The organism is Oscillospiraceae bacterium (genome assembly GCA_015067255.1).
GTDB lineage: Bacteria > Bacillota > Clostridia > Oscillospirales > SIG519 > SIG519.
Map to the genome: position 1 here is coordinate 40268 of SVMS01000008.1, position 19792 is coordinate 60059.

Below are 19792 nucleotides of genomic sequence, written 5' to 3' on the forward strand. Positions count from 1 at the left end.
GGTAATTCAAATGTTAAAATACGAAAACAATTACGGCGAAATTCTTGTTGACAATAAAGCTGTTGCTATTCTTGCCGGCAATGCTGCTACCAAAAGCTTTGGCGTAAAGGGTATGTCTTCAAAAAATGCTGTTGACGGTATCGCTACTATTTTAAATTTTGAAAATATTGAAAAGGGCATAATTGTTAAATTTGAAGATAATGAAATTATTATTGATATGCATATCGTAGTTTCCTACGGCATAAACATCAACGCTATTACTCAAAGCATCACTCACAACGTAAGCTATGCTGTTGAAACAGCTACAGGCTTTAACGTTAAAAAAATCAATGTTTATGTTGATGCAATCAAAAATTAAGACAGGAGTTATTTTAGAAATGATAGACGGTATTATTTTTAAGCAAATGGTAATATCGGCTGCTAATAATATTGATAATAAAAAGCAGTCCATTAATGACCTTAACGTTTTTCCTGTTCCTGACGGAGATACAGGTACAAATATGTCTATGACAATCTGTGCGGCACGTGCAGAGCTTGAAAAAATAAATAGTGATGAAATCGGTGTTGTTTCAGATAAAGTTGCAACTGCCTTACTTAAAGGCGCAAGAGGAAACTCCGGTGTTATTCTTTCATTACTTTTCAGAGGCTTTTCAAAAGAGTTAAAGGGTGTAAAATCGGTTGATTCAATCGGTTTTGCCAATGCTCTTAACAGTGGTGTTAAAGCTGCATACGGTGCTGTTATGAAGCCTACTGAGGGAACTATTTTAACAGTTGCAAGAGTTGCTGCTCAGAAGGCTTTGGAAAACGCAAATAAAATTACCGACACAACAAAGCTTTTTGAACTTGTATATAATACAGCTTCAGAAACTCTTGATAAAACTCCTGAAATGCTTCCTGTTCTCAAACAAGCAAAGGTTGTAGATGCAGGCGGAAAAGGCCTACTTGAAATATATTTCGGTATGCTTAGCTTTTTGCGTGACGGAGTAGTAATAGAAGCTCAAGAAGCTTCTGAACAGACAGTGCAAAAGGCAGATTTCCAAAGCTTCAACACTGAGGATATTAAATTTGCATACTGTACCGAGTTTTTAATTGAAAAATCAGAATCAGCTAATGCTGAATCTTTTAAAAAGTTTTTATATACGATAGGTGACAGCGTTGTTGCTGTTGACGATACCGATATTATAAAAGTACATGTTCATACCAATAATCCCGGAAAAGTGCTTGAAGAAGCTTTGAAAAACGGTTCTCTCATAAAAATCAAAATAGAAAATATGAAAGAACAACACAGCGAACAAGCATCCGGACAGGCAGAGACTCAAGCTGATACAACAGAGGATGAGGTTGCACAGGCTGAGAAAACCTTTGGCTTTGTTTCTGTATGTGCAGGCGAAGGGTTGAGTGTTGTCTTTTCTGATTTGGGTGTTGATAAAATCGTTGAGGGCGGTCAAACAATGAACCCCAGCACAGATGACCTTATAAAAGCTATCAACTCAGTTCCTGCAGAAATTGTATTTGTTTTACCGAATAATAAAAATATTATAATGGCGGCTTCTCAGGCGGCAGAAATAGCCCAAAAGGAAGTAGTTGTTATTCCTTCAAAAACAATTCCTCAGGGAATAACCTCTATGTTGGAGTTTAACCCCGATGCATCAAAAGAAGAAAATTCACAGGCAATGATGGCAGCTTGCGAAAAAGTAAAAACAGGTCAGATAACATTTGCTGCAAGAGATTCCGAATTTGACGGTCATCAAATCAAAGAAGGGGAAATTTTAGGTCTTATAGAAAATAAAGTTACCTTTGTTGAAAAAGATATTGATATCTGTATTGATAAGGTTGCTGCAGAACTTACAAAAGATGGGGCAGGATATGTTACATTGTTTTATGGTTCTGATGTTAACGAGGAACAAGCAGAGGCTGTAAACGAAAGACTTATCAATTCCTTAAATTGTGATATTAACACAATTAACGGCGGACAACCTATTTATTACTATATTATTTCTGCGGAATAAAGCAATTTGGGAGAGTATAAAGTGGAGCTTTTTTTAAAAAGAAAACTTTTGTATGTATTATGTGCTTTAGTTATTCTTATTATGTCGGGCTGTAATTCTGTTGATGATTTGTCCGGCTTTTTGGTTCCGCCTCAAACTACCGAAAAAATGAAAGAGCTTAAGTCTGACATTTATAAGCTCGTTGGAAGTGAAATAACCTTCTTGCAGCCTGCAAAGGGTAATTTCCGCAATACAATAAATTTTATGGATATAGACTCCGATGAAGAGCAGGAGGCTATAGCTGTTTATGCGCCACAATCAGGAGATTCAGTGGCGCATATTCTCGTTTTAAAGAACAGTATAGGTCATTGGGCTCAGCTTATCAGATTTTCCATAACAGGCATAGGCGTTGATATAATCGAGTTTATTGACTACAACGGAGATGGAAGGAAAGAAATTGTTATAGGTGTTTCTACAAAATTCGGAGATTCAAAGGGACTTTCTGTCTATGATATTTCCGGTTCTTCTGAAAAAGAACTTTTAACTCACCAATATAACTACATAAATATAACTCCGCAAAATGAAATTTTAACAATTTCTTTGAATAAAGAAAAAAGTAATAAAGCAAGCTTAATTGTTGCCGATAACTCTTTACCGACAGTTGTCAGTGAGTGTAATCTTTTTTCTCAGGCAACAGCTATTACAAATATCTATTTTGGAAAAACAGAAGCCTCTCCTGCGTTTTTTATAAGCGAAACCTTGGACAACGTAAATAATCTCACTGAAATTATTTCTCTTGATAATAAAACAATCAAAAACCTTACTCTTAATAACGATATAACACTTTTTGATTCGTTGTTAAAAAGAGCCGGTTATCCTTATATTCAAGATATTGATAATGACGGAGTAACAGAGATTTCAAAAGCGATACAACCTAACGAAACAATTCAACAGGGCAACGAAAATATGCGAATAATCGAATGGTTCAGCTTTTCAGGTAACTCATTTAATCATAATATGTATTCCATTATCAATCCTAACGAAAAATACTTTTTGGTTTTTCCTGAAAAATGGTTGGGAAAAGTAAATGCTATAAAAGAAACAGGAAATCAAATTACTTTCTATATACAAAACGAAAACAAAGAAAAAATAAACTTGTTTTCAATTTATTCTTTAAGTCCGGAAGATTGGGAGAAAAAAGAAAATAAAGTTAATTGGTCTGTTCTTAAAAGAAATGAAGAACGTCTTTTTGCTCTTTATATTTATGACCCGCTCTCTCAATATTCTTCAATGCTTTCAATTACGCCGGCATATATAGAAAACAACTTTTTTCAAGCAACATTCATTCAAAAATAAAAAAGGCGGTGCAGGAGAACATTTTTAATGTCTCTGTTAATTATGAAAAAAGTACTAATTGTAGAAGACGAAAAAATAATACGTGATTTTGTAATAATTAACTTAAAAAGAAGCGGATACGAAGTTATAGAAGCATCTTCAGGTGAAGAGGGAATAGAGCTTTTTAATTCAAATCCCGATATTGATATTGCTATTCTTGACGTTATGCTACCCGGAATTGACGGCTTTACTGTATGTGATACAATTCGAAAAAAGAGCAATACAGTTGGTATAATAATTCTTTCTGCAAAGGCACAGGAGATGGATAAAGTTACAGGCCTTATGACAGGTGCTGACGATTATATTCCAAAACCATTTTCTCCTTCTGAGCTTACTGCACGTGTTGATTCGCTTTATCGTAGAGTAAATATAAAATCACCTCAACAAAAAGTTGATGAAATTCTTGAAGACGGACCTTTTTCTTTAAATTTACGAAGCAGAATTTTACTTAAAAATAATATCCAAAAAGATTTAACCCAAGTTGAATTTTTAATAATGAAGTTATTTATGGAAAATTCTAAGAAAGCCCTTTCAAGAGAAGAGATTCTGGATAAGGTTTGGGGAAAAGAGTATTTCGGAGAACTTAAAATAGTAGATGTAAACATCAGAAGATTACGAATGAAAATCGAAGACGACCCATCAGTTCCTAAATATATTCATACTCTTTGGGGATACGGATATAAATGGGAAGTATAATATAAAATTTATTATTAAAAAAGGAGGGATAACAATGAATTTTAAAAGCATAACAAAAAGCTGGCTTTTTAATGTTTTTGGAATAATTTTAATTTTTCTTATAGCTTTTGAAGTAGTCTTTTCAATTGTTATCTCTACCTATTATAAAGACAGTGTAAATCAAAAAATAACAACAACGGCAACTGTTACAGCTCAATTTTTTAATAAATATTATAAAAACCAATCAAGCGATTTTTACAGCGCCGCTATAAAGCTCACAGAGGATTTTGAGGACAAGGATAAATTTGAACTCCAAATTGTAGATTTAAACGGCAAAATTCTATCGTCCTCTAACGGATATATCCCTATAAATGCTCTTGAAACACCTGATGTTGAACAAGCTATGTGGCTTTCAAGCGCTTCTTATACGGGTAAAAACCTTGAAACCAATGAAGATATAATGGCAGTTTCTGTAGGCCTTAAAGACTCTTCGGGAAATATACGAGCTATTGCACGTTTTGTTGTTTCATTGGAAAAGCTAAATAATTATATTATTCTTGTTATTCTGATTTCGATAGCGATATGTCTGTTTATTTTAGCTCTTGTTTTCTTTTCGGGAAGCTATTATGTCAACTCATTTGTAAAACCTCTTTCAAAAATTACCGAGGCTACAAAAGCAATAGCAGAAGGAAATTTAACTGTTAGTCTTGATAACAATTACTCCTATGAAATGGGAGAGCTTGTTGATTCAATAAACAATATGGCTCACGAGCTTGCTAACACAGAGCAAATAAAAAATGATTTCATTTCATCAATTTCTCACGAGCTCAGAACTCCTTTGACTGCGATAAAAGGTTGGAGTGAAACAATGTTAGGCTGTGATATAACTATAGATGCTCCTACTGTCGAACACGGTCTTAACGTTATAAACGATGAAGCTCAAAGACTTACAAAAATGGTCGAAGAACTTTTGGATTTCTCTAAAATGCAAAACAGCCGTCTTTCTATGAATATGATGCGTATTGATATCGGACAGATATTGATTGAAACAACGTATATAATGGCAGAAAGAGCAAGACGTGAGGGAATAATAATCGAATATATCCCCGAAGGAGAGCTGCCGTCTGTTGTGGGAGACCCTGACAGATTAAAACAAGTTCTTATAAATATTATTGATAATTCAATCAAGCATTCTGAAAAAGAAGGAAATATCCAAATCACTGCAAAAGAAGAAGATGCTTATTTAAAAGTATTTGTACGTGATTTTGGAAAGGGAATACCTAGTGAAATTCTTTCTAAAGCAAAAGAAAGATTTGTAAAAGGGCCGAATTCTCAAAGAGGCTCAGGCCTTGGTCTTGCGCTTTCTGACGAAATAATGAAGCTTCACAATGGTAAGCTTATTATCGAAAGCAAAGAAAATGAAGGTACTACTGTTACTATTGTTTTACCTTTAGAAACAACAGACGAAGAATAAATCACGGAGGTTAATTGTGGAAGTTACATATTTTTTACAAAGCTTTGCTAATGAATATCTTGACTTTTTCTTTCTTAATATCACAAAGCTTTCTGAAACAATGTTAGTTATAGTTCTCTTAGGCTTTATTTATTGGTGTACCGATAAAAAATTTGCTTATCCTTTTGCTGCGTCTGTAACCTTTAGCTTGGCTACTAATAATATGTTTAAAAACATTTTTAAAATAGAAAGACCTTTTAATTTAAATGACCCTAAATTAAGAGTAGTTGAAGAAGCAGTTCCTGCCGCTACAGGTTATTCATTTCCGAGCGGACATACTCAGCTTGCTACTGTAGTTTACGGAACATTAGGATTTCATCTAAAAAGAATATTTAAGTTTTTATGCTTTGCAGCGGTAATTTTAGTGGGAATTTCAAGAATATATCTTGGTGTTCATACTGTTTATGACGTTGTTTTTGCTTTAATAATCGGTTCTGCAAGCTCTGCATTTGTGATGTTTACGTATAATAAGTTTGTTTCTAAAAGTCCTTGGCTTATTTTGATATATACTTTACCGGCATTTCTTTGTGTTGCTTTTTTAGATACCTCTTTTTTAGGAGATACTTTTAAAACCTTCGGTATTTCTTTCGGGGCTTTTTTGGGTATGGCTATAAATGAAAAATATATCGATTTTGACAGTAAGGGTTCAGTTAAAAAACAAGTCTTAAAAATGGTTTTGGGAATAGCAGTAGCCCTTATTATACAAGGTGGTTTAAAAGCTGTTTTTTCTCTTATAGCAACTACAGGAGCTATAAGCCATATACTTGTGTGTATTCGCTATTTTCTAATTGGATTTTGGATTGCCGCAGGTTTTCCCTTTGTTATAAAAAAATATTTGAAAAATATAGATTGATATTTTAACGGAGATAAAAAAATGAGTAAAAATCAAGAGTGTATCTTAAAAAAGACTTCGATAGGCGGTCAAGCCGTAATGGAAGGGGTTATGATGAGAGGCCCTGAAAAAACTGTTATGGTAGTCAGAACTCCTGACGGTGAAATTGTTACTGAAGAAATTAAAATAACACCTGCAAGTAAAAAGAACAAGTTTTTTAAACTTCCTTTTATAAGAGGTGTTGTGAGCTTTATTGAAAGTATGATTATAGGCTATAAAACTATTTCCCGTTCTGCAGAGCTTTCAGGCCTTGATGATTTAGAGGAGGAAGAGCCTTCAAAATTTGAACAATGGCTTACAAAAATTACAGGTGGCAAGCTATTTAACGTAATTATGTATGTTTCTGTTGTTTTAGGAGTTCTTTTCTCTGTATTACTATTTACAATACTGCCAACCTTGATTACGGCAGGAATAAATGCAATTTTGCCTTTTGCTTTAAATAATTATATAAAAACAATAATTGAAAGTATTTTAAGAATATCTATTTTTATTACTTATCTTGCTCTTGTATCTCATATGAAAGATATACGCAGAGTTTTTGAATATCACGGGGCAGAGCATAAAACAATTTTTACTTATGAAAAAGGCTTGGATTTAACTGTTGAAAATGTAAGAGACAATCTCAGATTTCATCCTCGTTGTGGAACAAGCTTTTTATTTTTAGTAATGATTGTTGGTATTATTGTTTATTCTTTGCCTATAATTCCGTGGAGCAACATTTTATTAAGAATCCCTACAAAGCTTTGTTTTTTACCCGTTATTGCAGGAATAAGCTATGAGCTTATAAGACTTGCAGGAAAATATGATAATATTTTTACAAGAATAATATCTGCACCGGGTTTGTGGCTACAAAGACTTACAACTAAAGAACCTGATGATTCACAAATTGAAGTTGCAATAACATCACTTAGAGCTGTAATTCCTGAAAATCAAGAGGAAGATAAATGATAAATGCAAAAGAAGCTTTTTTAAAAGCATCAACTGAGCTAAAAGAAAACGGAATAGAAAATTCAACGTATGAAGTGCGTGAAATTTTCAAAGAGCTTTTAAAGCTTAATCCGTTTGATATAGACTTTGCTCAAAAAGAACTTTCTCAAAGTCAGGAAGATCTTTTAAACGATGCTGTGAACAGAAGAAAAATGCATGAACCTTTGCAATATATACTAAAGAAATGGGAATTTATGTCTCTTGACTTTAATGTAAGAAGCGGAGTCCTTATTCCTCGACAAGATACCGAAACCCTTGTAGAATGCGCATTGGAGGTTGTAAAGCAAAATAACTTTACACAATGTGCTGACCTTTGTACAGGCAGCGGTTGTATAGGAATTTCTCTTTGCCATTATTCTAAGGGGCTTTTTACGCAAGGATATGATATTTCAGATGCTGCAATAGAACTTGCAACAGAAAATGCGTTTTTAAACAGCTGTGATAGATTTATTGCAAAAAAACACGACGTACTTTTAAGCGCTATCGGCAAATATGATATAATAGTCTCAAATCCTCCCTATATAAAAACTCAGGTAATATCTTCTTTACAGTCTGAAGTTAAAGATTATGAGCCACACTTGGCGCTTGATGGGGGAGAGAGCGGATATGAATTTTATAAAGCAATAATCCCTCTTTGGAAAAATGCTTTAAATAAAGGCGGATATATGTGTTTTGAATGTGGAGAAGGACAGGCTGAAGAAATAGTAAAACTTTTTGAAGTAAACGGATTTTCTCAAATTAGAACATTTAAAGATTATAATAAAATAGATAGAGTAATCTCAGCAAAACTCTTGTAAATTTCTTGAAAACAGTGTATAATAGTATGAATAGGAAAGTATATCTTTTCTATTAAAATTTAAAATATTTTTGCAGATTAAATTTTGCAGAACGGAGAATAAAAATGACAGACGGAAAAGCTAAAGCACTTTCAACTGTACTTGAAAAAATTGAAAAAGATTTTGGAAAAGGCGCTGTAATGAAATTAGGTGATAAGACTTCTATGAATGTAGACTTTATTCCTACAGGAAGCCTTATGCTCGACCTTGCTCTTGGAATAGGCGGTGTACCTAAGGGAAGAATTATCGAAATATACGGACCGGAATCTTCAGGTAAAACAACTATTGCTTTACACGTTATTGCGGAATGCCAGAAAAGAGATGGAATAGCGGCATTTATTGATGCTGAGCACGCTCTTGACCCTATATATGCAAAAAAATTAGGTGTTGATGTTGATTCTCTTTTAGTTTCTCAGCCCGATAACGGAGAGCAAGCTTTGGAGATTGCCGAAGCTCTTATCCGCAGTGCCGCTGTTGATATTATAGTTGTAGACTCTGTTGCGGCTCTTGTTCCCAAGGCTGAAATTGAAGGTAGTATGGGTGATTCTCACGTTGGTTTGCATGCCCGTCTTATGTCTCAGGCTTTGAGAAAGCTTGCAGGAGCTCTTGCAAAATCAAATTGTACCGCAATATTTATAAATCAGTTACGTGAAAAGGTTGGCGTTGTTTACGGTAATCCTGAGGTTACTACAGGCGGACGTGCGCTTAAATTCTATGCTTCTGTAAGAATTGATATAAGAAAAGGCGAAGCAATTAAAAGCGGAACAGAGCTTATCGGTGCCAGAACTAAGGCTAAAGTTGTTAAAAATAAAATGGCTCCTCCCTTCAAAACTGCTGAATTTGATATTATGTACGGCGAAGGCATCTCAAGAGTTGGAGAGCTTATTGATTTAGCTATTGAGCAAAAAATAATCAAGAAAAGCGGTGCGTGGTTCAGCTACGGCGAAATGCGTCTTGGACAAGGTAGAGATAAGGTAAAAGAGTTATTCAAAGAAAACAAAGAGCTTGCTTTAGAAATTGAACAAAAAACAATGGCATCATTAAAAAATGCTGAAGAAAATACAGATACTGTTAAAGCCATCAATCCCGTAAAAAAAGCTCCTAATGTAGATGTTGATGATTTTGAAGACGATATTTTAGATAAGGATTTTGAATAATGGGCAAAGGAATAACCTTTGAGCAAGCAAAAGAAAAAGCCGCCAATATTCTTACATACCGTGACCATTCAAAAGCTTCTCTTTATAAAAGGCTTTTAGAAAAAGGTGTAAGCGAAGAAATTGCCGAGCAAACGGTGGATTTTTTTGAAGATGTAGGATATATAAACGATGAACGGTATGCTCAGGATAAAGCAAGAGAGCTATATGAGGTTAAAAAATATGGGGTTCGCCGTGTTGTTTTTGAGCTTACTAAAAGAGGCGTAGATAAAGAGCTTGCTGAAAACGTTGTTTTTGAAATTTGCGAGGAAAATCCCAACGATTTAAATTCATTGATTTCAAAATATATAAAAGGGCAGGATATCTCTGATTTTAAAGTCAAAAAAAGAATTTCCGATAAGCTTATAAGAATGGGATACGATTTTGACGAAATTAAATCTGCTATAAACAATTTTTCTGATGAAGAATAAACATTACGGAGGATTAGTGCAAATAACATTTGCATTGTGAAATATTTATGACAGTAGGTTGTATATCACTTGGTTGCGCTAAAAATTTAATAGATGCTGAGCTTATGCTTGCTAAAATAAAAGAAGCAGGAATAGAAATTGTAAGTGAGTATTGCGATGCTGATGTTGTTGTTATCAACACTTGCGGTTTTCTTGAGGATGCCAAAAAAGAAGCTATTGAGAATATTTTTGAGGTAGCTGCTTTAAAGAATGAAGGCAGAGTTAAAAAAATAATTGTTACAGGCTGTCTTGCTCAAAGGTATAAGGATGAAATAGCTGACGAAATTCCTGAAGTTGATGCTTTTTTAGGAACAGGAAGCTATCTAAATATTGTCGAAGCCATAAAAGAGGTTATGAACAATAAAAAATATTGTTGCTTTGATAAAAGAGAAAATCACTGTATTGATGGTGAAAGGCTTGTAACTACTCCTTTTTATACGGCATATATTAAAATTTCAGAGGGTTGCGACAACTGTTGTTCCTACTGCGCTATTCCTATAATCAGAGGAAAATTCAGAAGCCGTAAAATCGAAAGCATAGTATCTGAAGCTGAAAAGCTTGTCAAAAACGGAGTAAAAGAATTAAACATAATTTCTCAGGATACTACAAAATACGGAACTGATATTTATAATAAACCCATGCTCGTTGAACTTTTAAAAGAACTTTCAAAAATAAACAACCTTGAATGGATTCGTGTTTTGTATACTTATCCTGAAAGAATGAGCGATGAATTGATTGATGAGATTGCTAACAATCCCAAAATTGTTAAATATATAGATATGCCTATTCAGCACTGTAACGAACGTATTTTAAAGCTTATGAACAGGCAGGGCAGCGTTGAAGCTTTAACTTCTTTAATCAATAAAATGAGAAGTAAAATAAAATGTCTTGTGCTTCGTACTACTCTTATTACAGGTTTTCCCACTGAAACACAAGAAGAATTTGCTCAAATGATGGATTTTATAAACAACATAAAATTTGAGCGATTAGGTGTTTTTTGTTATTCGGTAGAGGAGGGTACTCTTGCTGCTAAAATGGATGGACAAATTGAAAATGACGAAAAATTACGCCGTCAGGAATTATTGATGCTTGAGCAGGAAAAGATAAGTACACAAATTCTTGAAAATCAAATTGGCAAAAAAGAAAAGGTTATTATAGAAGGATACGATAAATACGTAAAGCTTTATTTTGGAAGAACCTATGCAGATGCTCCGGAGGTTGACGGTAAAGCATTTTTTAAATCTTCCAAAAAGCACAACATTGGAGATATTGTATCAATAACGGTAACTGATACTTTGGAATATGATATATTAGGAGAATTTATTGATGAATAAAAAAAATATCCCGAATTTTTTCTGTATATTAAGAATTATTTTAACTCCTGTAATTGTATTTCTGTTATTGTATTCTGCAAGGCTTGCTGATTTATTTCCTTTTTCTTTATACAGAAACACTTCTTTCGGTCAAGCTATGGTAGATGCTCTTGATACCGCTAACTCTTTTTCTATAGTAATAGCAGGTGTTATTTTTGTTTTAGCTATGATTACTGACTATTTAGACGGCCATTATGCAAGAAAATATAACGTTGTCAGCGATAAAGGTAAAATGCTTGACCCTCTTGCTGATAAAATTCTTATTTTGGGTACATTGATTTCATTCTTTTTGCTTGACTATCAGGTACAGTGGCCCTGGGAATTTGCACAGTGGTTAAAGCCTTTAGCTATGATATTTCCCGTGTCTATAATTGTATTAAGAGAAATATTAGTAACTGTTTTGCGTTCTATTGCTGCCAAAAAAGGAGTTGTAGTTGCCGCAAAAATGTGGGGTAAGGTAAAAACCTGTTCACAAACAGCAGCTTTAATAATTTATTTCTTTGCTGCTTTTGTTCATTTCCCTATATACGGACAAATAATGGTATGGATTGCAGCAATTATTACTTTACTTTCACTTTTCCCATATCTTAAAACTTTCTTTTCAATTTTTAAAAAGGAATGAGGCAAATTTATGCTTTTTAAAACCTTGCGAGAGGATATAAACAAAATTAAGGAACGTGACCCTGCTGCAAGAAGCTTTTTTGAAGTTTTATTTTTATACAGCGGAGTTCGTGCTCTTGCGAGTTATCGGTTAGCCCATTGGTTTTACAATAATAAATTATTTTTCTTGGCAAGATTTATTTCTCAGAAATCAAGAAATAGAACAGGTATAGAAATTCACCCGGCCGCAAAAATAGGAAAAGGTCTTTTTATTGACCACGGTATGGGTGTTGTTATAGGCGAAACCGCTGAAATCGGAGACAATTGTACTATTTATCAAGGAGTAACTCTTGGAGGTACCGGTAAAGATACAGGAAAACGTCACCCTACATTAGGAAATAACATTATGGTAGGCGCAGGCGCTAAAGTATTAGGACCTTTAAATATAGGTGATAACTGCAAAATAGCAGCCAATGCAGTTGTACTTTTTGATATGCCTCCCAACTGTACCGCAGTCGGTGTTCCTGCACGAATTGTTGTACGTGACGGCAAAAAAGTTCCTAAAGGCAGTGACCTTGACCAAATTCATATTCCCGATCCTGTTTCACAAGAGCTATGTAAGCTCTCTATAAGAATAGATCACCTTGAAAAAGCAACAAAAGATATTATATCGGATAAGTAAAGAAAGGATTGCACCCGATAATGAAAATTTATAATACTAAAACAAAGAAAAAAGAAGAATTTATCCCTTTAAATGATGACCATATAACCATATATTCTTGCGGACCTACTGTATACAATTATTTTCATATAGGAAACGCAAGACCTTTCATAATTTTTGATACTTTAAGAAGGTATTTGGAATACACCGGTAAAAAGGTTGATTTCGTTCAAAATTTTACCGATATTGATGATAAGATGATAAAAAATGCTAATGCTGAAGGAATAACTGTAAAAGAGCTTGGCGAACGTTTTATTGCCGAGTATTTTGTTGACGCAAAAGGTTTAGGTATAAAAGAAGCAACAGTACACCCAAAAGCTACTGAGCATATTGACGAAATTATAAAAACCGTAAGCGCTTTAATTGAAAACGGTTATGCTTACGAGGCTGACGGAGACGTATATTTCTCAACTCTAAGCTTTGAAAATTACGGAAAGCTTTCAGGACAGCCCATTGAGGAGCTTGAAAGCGGTGCAAGAATTGACGTTAGCGAGATAAAAAGAAATCCTTTAGACTTTGCTCTTTGGAAAAAGGCAAAAGAAGGGGAGCCTCATTGGACTTCTCCTTGGGGAGAGGGAAGACCCGGATGGCATATAGAGTGCTCCGCTATGGCTAACAAATATTTAGGTAAAACTATCGACATTCATTGTGGCGGAAAAGATCTTATTTTCCCTCACCACGAAAACGAAGTTGCACAATCTGAAGCTGCAAACGGTTGTCAATTTGCAAGATATTGGATGCATAATGGTTATATAAACATTGATAATAAAAAGATGTCAAAATCTTTAAATAACTTTTTTACAGTAAGAGAAATTGCTCAGGTATACGGATATGAAGTTATAAGATTATTTATGTTAAGCGCTCATTATAGAAGCCCTATTAACTTTTCTAAAGATATTATTATTTCTTCAAAATCAGCTCTTGAAAGATTATATAACTGTCTTGAATCTTTAAAATTTGCTATTGAAAAAGCTACTGATGACGGAGAAAGTGATATTTCAAGCTTTGAAGGCTACAGAAAACGTTTTTGCGATGCTATGGATGACGATTTAAATACCGCTGATGCTGTATCAGTTCTTTTCGATATTACGAAAGATATCAATGTTGCTATTTCCGAAAACAAATATTCTAAATCGGCTTTAGAAAATATTATGAAGCTGTATAAAGAGCTTGCTGATGTTTTAGGCTTGTTAGGAAATCAAAAAAATGATGACTTGGACAATGAAATTGAGCTGTTGATTGAGCAAAGACAGCAGGCAAGAAAAAACAAAGATTTTAAAACAGCTGACGAAATAAGAGATAAGCTCAAATCCCAAGGAATAATTCTTGAAGACACTCCCAGCGGAGTTAAATGGAAAAGAGTATAAAATAATATTAGCACCGTTTGTCATATTTTCATTTTCACCTCAATATACTAATGTAGAAGTATATGAAAGAGGTGCAAGAAATGGAGATAAAAACAAGCGGTGCTATTTTTGACGGTATGACAGAAAAAATAATTGAATGTGAATTTTTGCTTCCCGATTACTGTCAGGATATTTCCAGAGTTATTAAAGCTGAGGCTGTTCCAAGAATAAAGAATCAGATTATTGGTGAAGATACTTTGAGTATTGAAGGTCTTATTGAATTCAGAGTTTTTTATATTTCAGAAGGAACAGATATATTAAATTGTATAAATTATGCAAATGAATACAGTTTGACTTTTGATATAAAAGGAATTTCTGATAACTCATATATATTATTAAAACCCATTACTAAAAACACTTTATGCAGAGTTGTTAATTCAAGAAAATTATCTCCCAAAACACAGCTTTATATGGGAGCAAAAGTGTTTGAATACACTCCAATTGAAATAATGGAGCCACAAAATAATGAAATTCAAACCCGTTGCTGTGATTATCCTTTATTTAACGTAGTATCTCATACAGTAAAACCTGTATTGATTTCTGACAATATTGAAATATCGGGTTTATCAGCATCAAGCGTCCTAAAAAACAATATTAGAATAGCTTGCGACGAAAACAAACTTTTAAATGATAAAATAGTTGTCAGAGGCACTGCCTACATAACAACTCTTTATGTTGATATAAACGGAGAAATTTCACAAAACGAAGGTGAAATTCCTTTTACACAAATAATAGATATTGAAAATACAAACGAACACACTGTATGCGACATAAAATATTCAGTTTGTGACTGTATGTGCATTCTTAAAGAAAACGAAAAAGGTGAAAACGGATTATTATCGGTTGACATTGAAGCAAGAGCATTGGTAAGAGCCTATACTAATTCTCAATGTTCGGTTGTTACCGACGCATATTCAACAAAAAAAGCTTATGATTTTTCAAGAAAGAAGCTTTATATTGAAAGCCTTGTATGTAATGTACATGAAGAATTTATAGAAAGACTTTCTTTTGAAAATGTTGATGTTTTAAAAACAGTTGATATATATCCTACCGCATCAATTTCTCAAATCTCTTTAGAGAATAATGAGATTATAGCTGAAGGCATAATTGATGTAACACTGTTATATTACAATTCGGATATGCAGCTTTTAACCTCTTCAAAGCAATTTAATTTTAAAAGACCTATAAAAATAAAAGAAGGCTATCGCAAGCTGCGCTTTGAACCTGATATAGAAATTATATCTGCAGACTGTCAAGCCTTAGACAAAGAAGCTGAAATAAGAATTTCTATGTCATTGACTGGTATGATTTTTTCGGGTAATGATATAGAAGCAATTACAGGAATGCAGGACTCTGACAACACTGATAATTCTCAAAAAGCATATGCTGTAACTTTATATTTTGCTAAAAAAGGCGAGAATCTATGGAATATAGCAAAGCGTTATTGTTCAACAGTTGACGAGATAGCATCCTTAAATGAGCTTGATAACGAAGTTTTGTCCTATGATAAAATGCTTATAATCCCATAATTTTAAAAAAGCAAGCTGTCTTTTGACAGCTTGCTTTCACTATATGTGTTATTCAAAAAAAGCATTATAAATGCATTTAATTGCACTTTCAAAATCATATTCATTTACTGCTAAGATGATATTCATTTCACTTGAACCCTGGTCAATCATTTTTATATTGATTTTTGCTTCGGCAACAGCATTTATAAGCTTTGCAGCGGTACCTTTTGAGTTTTTCATACCTCTTCCTACTATTGCAATAAGCGCAAGTCCTGTTTCAATATCAACCTTATCAGGATGAACAGCCATAAGAATGTCGTCTAAAAGCTTCTTTTCCTTACCTTCAACAGAGGCAGAGCTTACAATTATACTCATAGTATCAATGCCTGAGGGTAAATGTTCAAAGGAAATACCGTTTTCCTCAATAACTTCAAGAACACGTCTTCCAAAGCCGATTTCGCTGTTCATTCTGTCTTTTTCAAGATTTATTACGCTAAATCCTTTTTTACCCGCAATACCCGTAACAACATTCTCATTTGTTTTATCAGATGTATAAACAATCATTGTGCCATCTTCATCGGGCTTATTTGTATTTCTGATATTTATAGGAATTTGTCCTTTTCTTACAGGGAAAATAGCATCCTCGTGTAAAACAGTTGCACCCATATATGAAAGCTCTCGCAGCTCTCTATAAGTAATAGTACCGATAGTTGCAGGATTTTTTACAATTCGAGGGTCTACAACCATAAATCCTGATACATCAGTCCAGTTTTCATAAAGATTTGCCATAGCAGCTCTCGCAACAATAGAACCTGTTACATCAGAGCCGCCTCTTGAAAAGGTTTTGATTGTGTCATTAGGCATACTTCCGTAAAATCCCGGAATAACAGCATATTCAATTCTCGAAAGTCTTTCTCTTAAAACGCTGTTTGTTCTTTCATCGGCGAAAGTTCCGTTCTCATTAAAGAAAATAACCTCAGCAGCATCAATAAACTCAAAATCAAGATATTTAGCAAGAATAATACCGTTTAAATATTCTCCACGGCTTGCAGCATAATCTCTACCTGCCTTATGCAAAAATGCACCCTTGATTATATCAAACTCTTCATCAAGACTAAGCTCTAAGCCAAGCTCTTCAATTATTTCGTTATATCTGCTTTTTATTTGTTGAAATACAGGCTCGTATTCTTTACCTGTTGAAGCAAGCTCATAACAATTATAAAGCATATCAGTTACTTTTGTGTCATTATCAAAACGTTTTCCTGGTGCTGAAGGCACTACAAAACGACGAGAAGGGTCTGCCTTTATAATTTCATAAACTTTTTTAAATTGTTTTGCTTCGGAAAGAGAACTTCCTCCGAATTTAACCACTTTAATACTCATAAATAATCACCATTCCCTTTACAATTATACTATTATACAACAATATTTTTAAAAAGTAAATATTTATTTTTTTATATGCGATAAAGGATTTAAATCTGCTGCTTTTTTTAGTTCATTATCGCTTACGTGTGTATAAATTTGTGTAGTATTTAAGTTTTGATGTCCTAATAAATCTTTAAGAGTACGAACATCTACACCATTTCTATACATCAAAGTTGCCGCCGTATGTCTGAGCTTATGTACTGAAAATTGACTTTCATCTAAACCCGCAAGCTTTATATATCTTTTTACTAACCATTGAACAGTTTTGGGACTTATACGTTTTAATTGTTTGCTTAAAAACAAAGCATTCTTATCTTTTACACCATCTATAGGTCTTTTAAGCTTGTATGCATTTACAGCTTTGATGCATTCATCATTAACGTATACAGTACGTTCTTTATTTCCTTTACCTAAAATAAGAATACTACCGTCATCGTTAATACAGTTATAATTTAAAGATACTAATTCAGAAAGACGAAGTCCGCAGGTTAAAAATAGCAATAAAATAGCATAATCTCGTTCTTTGTTTTCTCCGTCTACAGATTTAAGTAAATCAATAGATTGCTCCAAGGATAAATAGCGGGGGAGAGAGGATTTAGTTTTAGGTGTTTCAAGCTCTTGAGCAGGATTAACCTCTAATAACTGCTTTTTATTTGTAAGATATTTAAAAAACATACGAATAGCACATATTTTTCTGGCTCTGGAAGTAGCTTTTAAATTTTTTGAAGATAAATATATGAGAAAATCGTAAATATCCGATATTGTTATTTTTTTAACAAATGGGAGATCGATCTCTTTAATAGGTATTTTTGAAAAGTCATCATCACGGGAGAATACACCCTTAATTATTAACATATATCTAAAAAACATTCGCAAATCAAGATAGTATTCATCAACAGTCTTTGGAGATTTACCTTTAATGGTTTCCATATATACAAGAAAATCTCTTAGTAATTCCGGCATTTCTTCAATACGCTTCATAAAATAACTCCTCTCAGATTTTTTGAATAATACACTCTATCATTTAAAAATTTTCTATCGACAGGAAAAGCTCAAAAAACTTTTACAATCAATGATTTTAAAAAAGAAAAAGCAAAATTGAAAATAAAAGTTATAAATAGAAAACAATTTATCAAATTATCACTCTGTAATAAATACATACCTTATTATAATAATAGTATACCATATAATTTTATAAAAAGATATATATACTCTTCCAAATATTAAGCTTTTTTAGGTTTTGCTCCTCCCCAAATTATACAAAATATTCATTTTGTATAATTATATATATTAAAAAATATGTACTACTCTCTTTATAAATTATATAAAAAAACATAAATTTTTATAAAAGTATAATTTTCGCCATTTACATATAATTTTTACAAATATATAATATAAATATAAAATAAGTTAAAGGAGAAACTATCAAAATGAAAAAGAGACAAATTTTATCATTGTTTATTGTTTTTGTATCTGTTTTATTAATTATCTCCGGTTGTGCAAATTCTAAAAAAGACACGTCCGATGAGCGCATTCCTGTTTCGGGTATACTTGATGATATTTCTTCTGAAAATTCAAGCTCTGCTTCAGACACTACTGAAAGTTCTTCCGAAAACACTCAATATTCTTCTGATAGCAATAATAGTTCTCAGGGAACTTCCTCGACTCCTACAAGCTCGTCTTCCTCCCCTTCTTCAAATACTACTTCAAATGGTAATACATCATTAACCGAATCCTCAAAATTTGTTATGCCTAAAATGTATACCGATTCTTGTGTTATTCAGCAAAATTCTACTATAAATATCTGGGGTAAATTCGAAGGTTCAGAAAAGCTTACTCTTATTTTTAACGGTAAAGAATACTATACTCAATGTAACAATGGTGAGTTTTCCTTTAAAGTCAATACTCCTGCAGCTTCAAAAAAAGCTTATGAAATTGTAATACATAACGGAAAATATAAGAAAACCATTAGAAATGTTGCTGTTGGTGAAGTTTTCCTTATGGGCGGACAGTCCAATATGGTATTCTTTAATGTTGAGTTGTCTACTCAGCCACCTGAGGCAACTGACGGCGGAAATCAATGGATACGTTTTACTAATACGCAGCCTATTGGCAAACGCACAGAAACACCTCAAGAATATCAAGGTACCTGGTATGTTACAAGTAACGGTACCTTCCCCGGAATGAGTGCTTTTTGCAGTTGGTTCTCAAGAAAAATGTATAAAGAGCTTAATGTTCCTATCGGTGTTGTTACCTGTGCTATGTCGGACTCCTCTTTAGCTGCTTGGCTTACTGAAACCGATGCTGCTAAGCTTAATAACGAAAATACATCTATTTCTACACCTTATTATCAGCATACTCCCGGCCAGCTTTATAATACTATTCTCTATTCTTTCTTAAAATATACTTTCCACGGAGCAGTTTGGTATCAGGGAGAAAGCTCTACTGCCGCAACCTATGAAAAAAATCTTGAAACATTTATCAAATGTTGGAGAAATTATTTGAATGCACCTAATCTTCCTTTTGTAATTGTTCAGCTTCCCGGTTATGAAATTAATCAAGATTGGCCTGCAACACGTGAAGCACAGAAAAACGTTTGCAACAAATTAGAAAACTGCGCTTATACAGTTAATATTGACTTGGGTGAAAAAGGAAATATTCATCCTCAGGATAAAAAGCCTGCTGCAGAGCGTGCTGCTTCTGCTATGCTTAATCTTGTATTTGGTAAAAACGAACCTAAGCCCGCACTGTTTAAGAGTGCAACAAAGCAAGGTTCAAATATAGTATTGAAGTTTAACAATGCATCAAAT

At 33.4% G+C, this 19792-nt stretch carries 18 protein-coding genes; 16 read left to right on the top strand and 2 right to left on the bottom strand.

Annotated elements, in window-relative coordinates:
• Positions 1-10 precede the first annotated feature (10 nt).
• The 15 genes from E7480_03230 to E7480_03300 all read left to right on the top strand — a co-directional run bounded on the left by E7480_03230 (position 11) and on the right by E7480_03300 (position 15578).
• Positions 11-358: an Asp23/Gls24 family envelope stress response protein gene (locus tag E7480_03230; GenBank protein ID MBE6903600.1), complete on the top strand. Its 348-nt coding sequence runs from the start codon at positions 11-13 to the stop codon at positions 356-358.
• Positions 359-377: 19 nt separating this feature from the next.
• A complete protein-coding gene (locus E7480_03235; GenBank protein ID MBE6903601.1) occupies positions 378-2009 on the top strand; it encodes a DAK2 domain-containing protein in 1632 nt (543 codons plus the stop codon).
• Positions 2010-2030: 21 nt separating this feature from the next.
• Positions 2031-3344 carry a hypothetical protein gene (locus E7480_03240; GenBank protein ID MBE6903602.1) on the top strand — a complete coding sequence of 438 codons (1314 nt, stop codon included), beginning with the start codon at positions 2031-2033 and terminating at the stop codon, positions 3342-3344.
• A gap of 42 nt (positions 3345-3386) precedes the next feature.
• A complete protein-coding gene (locus E7480_03245) occupies positions 3387-4079 on the top strand; it encodes a response regulator transcription factor (GenBank protein MBE6903603.1) in 693 nt (230 codons plus the stop codon).
• A 34-nt stretch (positions 4080-4113) separates the two neighbouring features.
• The gene (locus tag E7480_03250; GenBank protein ID MBE6903604.1) at positions 4114-5532 is read left to right on the top strand and encodes a HAMP domain-containing histidine kinase; all 1419 of its coding nucleotides are present in this window, start codon (positions 4114-4116) and stop codon (positions 5530-5532) included.
• Positions 5533-5548: 16 nt separating this feature from the next.
• Entirely contained in the window at positions 5549-6424 is an 876-nt protein-coding gene (locus E7480_03255; GenBank protein ID MBE6903605.1) for a phosphatase PAP2 family protein, read from the top strand.
• A 21-nt stretch (positions 6425-6445) separates the two neighbouring features.
• A complete protein-coding gene (locus E7480_03260; protein ID MBE6903606.1) occupies positions 6446-7411 on the top strand; it encodes a DUF1385 domain-containing protein in 966 nt (321 codons plus the stop codon).
• Positions 7408-8247, top strand: coding sequence for a peptide chain release factor N(5)-glutamine methyltransferase (prmC, locus tag E7480_03265; GenBank protein MBE6903607.1), 840 nt, complete (start codon positions 7408-7410; stop codon positions 8245-8247). The genes E7480_03260 and prmC overlap by 4 nt, the downstream gene beginning before the upstream one ends.
• Positions 8248-8351: 104 nt before the next feature.
• Positions 8352-9443 (top strand): recombinase RecA, encoded by a 1092-nt coding sequence (gene recA / locus E7480_03270; GenBank protein MBE6903608.1) that lies wholly within the window; start codon positions 8352-8354, stop codon positions 9441-9443.
• Positions 9443-9910: a regulatory protein RecX gene (locus E7480_03275; GenBank protein ID MBE6903609.1), complete on the top strand. Its 468-nt coding sequence runs from the start codon at positions 9443-9445 to the stop codon at positions 9908-9910. The genes recA and E7480_03275 overlap by 1 nt, the downstream gene beginning before the upstream one ends.
• A 47-nt stretch (positions 9911-9957) precedes the next feature.
• Complete coding sequence (gene rimO, locus E7480_03280) at positions 9958-11283, top strand: 30S ribosomal protein S12 methylthiotransferase RimO (protein ID MBE6903610.1); 1326 nt, start codon at positions 9958-9960, stop codon at positions 11281-11283.
• On the top strand, positions 11276-11944 hold the full coding sequence (gene pgsA, locus E7480_03285; GenBank protein MBE6903611.1) for a CDP-diacylglycerol--glycerol-3-phosphate 3-phosphatidyltransferase: 669 nt from the start codon (positions 11276-11278) through the stop codon (positions 11942-11944). Before rimO ends, pgsA begins: the two co-directional genes overlap by 8 nt.
• 9 nt (positions 11945-11953) lie before the next feature.
• Positions 11954-12604, top strand: a complete 651-nt coding sequence (gene cysE / locus E7480_03290) for a serine O-acetyltransferase (GenBank protein MBE6903612.1) — start codon at positions 11954-11956, stop codon at positions 12602-12604.
• 20 nt (positions 12605-12624) lie between these two features.
• The gene (locus tag E7480_03295) at positions 12625-14010 is read left to right on the top strand and encodes a cysteine--tRNA ligase (GenBank protein ID MBE6903613.1); all 1386 of its coding nucleotides are present in this window, start codon (positions 12625-12627) and stop codon (positions 14008-14010) included.
• A 62-nt stretch (positions 14011-14072) separates the two neighbouring features.
• Entirely contained in the window at positions 14073-15578 is a 1506-nt protein-coding gene (locus E7480_03300; protein MBE6903614.1) for a DUF3794 domain-containing protein, read from the top strand.
• Between the two features lie 48 nt (positions 15579-15626).
• Here E7480_03300 and E7480_03305 read toward each other — a convergent pair whose 3' ends face one another.
• Positions 15627-16940 carry an aspartate kinase gene (locus E7480_03305; GenBank protein MBE6903615.1) on the bottom strand — a complete coding sequence of 438 codons (1314 nt, stop codon included), beginning with the start codon at positions 16938-16940 and terminating at the stop codon, positions 15627-15629.
• Positions 16941-17003: 63 nt separating this feature from the next.
• Entirely contained in the window at positions 17004-17963 is a 960-nt protein-coding gene (locus E7480_03310) for a tyrosine recombinase XerC (protein ID MBE6903616.1), read from the bottom strand.
• 449 nt (positions 17964-18412) lie between these two features.
• On the opposite strand from E7480_03310, the gene E7480_03315 reads away from it, so the two are divergent.
• The coding region (locus E7480_03315; protein MBE6903617.1) for a sialate O-acetylesterase at positions 18413-19792 on the top strand (1380 nt) is incomplete at its 3' end.

What these genes read in the sequence shown, in the direction of transcription:
- E7480_03245 (MBE6903603.1), top strand. Translation starts at nt 3,387, where the DNA reads ATGAAAAAAGTACTAATTGTAGAAGACGAAAAAATAATACGTGATTTT.
- recA (MBE6903608.1), top strand. Translation starts at nt 8,352, where the DNA reads ATGACAGACGGAAAAGCTAAAGCACTTTCAACTGTACTTGAAAAAATT.
- prmC (MBE6903607.1), top strand. Translation starts at nt 7,408, where the DNA reads ATGATAAATGCAAAAGAAGCTTTTTTAAAAGCATCAACTGAGCTAAAA.
- E7480_03230 (MBE6903600.1), top strand. Translation starts at nt 11, where the DNA reads ATGTTAAAATACGAAAACAATTACGGCGAAATTCTTGTTGACAATAAA.
- E7480_03305 (MBE6903615.1), bottom strand. Translation starts at nt 16,940, where the DNA reads ATGAGTATTAAAGTGGTTAAATTCGGAGGAAGTTCTCTTTCCGAAGCA.
- pgsA (MBE6903611.1), top strand. Translation starts at nt 11,276, where the DNA reads ATGAATAAAAAAAATATCCCGAATTTTTTCTGTATATTAAGAATTATT.
- E7480_03275 (MBE6903609.1), top strand. Translation starts at nt 9,443, where the DNA reads ATGGGCAAAGGAATAACCTTTGAGCAAGCAAAAGAAAAAGCCGCCAAT.
- E7480_03300 (MBE6903614.1), top strand. Translation starts at nt 14,073, where the DNA reads ATGAAAGAGGTGCAAGAAATGGAGATAAAAACAAGCGGTGCTATTTTT.
- rimO (MBE6903610.1), top strand. Translation starts at nt 9,958, where the DNA reads ATGACAGTAGGTTGTATATCACTTGGTTGCGCTAAAAATTTAATAGAT.
- E7480_03310 (MBE6903616.1), bottom strand. Translation starts at nt 17,963, where the DNA reads ATGAAGCGTATTGAAGAAATGCCGGAATTACTAAGAGATTTTCTTGTA.
- E7480_03250 (MBE6903604.1), top strand. Translation starts at nt 4,114, where the DNA reads ATGAATTTTAAAAGCATAACAAAAAGCTGGCTTTTTAATGTTTTTGGA.
- E7480_03260 (MBE6903606.1), top strand. Translation starts at nt 6,446, where the DNA reads ATGAGTAAAAATCAAGAGTGTATCTTAAAAAAGACTTCGATAGGCGGT.
- E7480_03295 (MBE6903613.1), top strand. Translation starts at nt 12,625, where the DNA reads ATGAAAATTTATAATACTAAAACAAAGAAAAAAGAAGAATTTATCCCT.
- cysE (MBE6903612.1), top strand. Translation starts at nt 11,954, where the DNA reads ATGCTTTTTAAAACCTTGCGAGAGGATATAAACAAAATTAAGGAACGT.
- E7480_03235 (MBE6903601.1), top strand. Translation starts at nt 378, where the DNA reads ATGATAGACGGTATTATTTTTAAGCAAATGGTAATATCGGCTGCTAAT.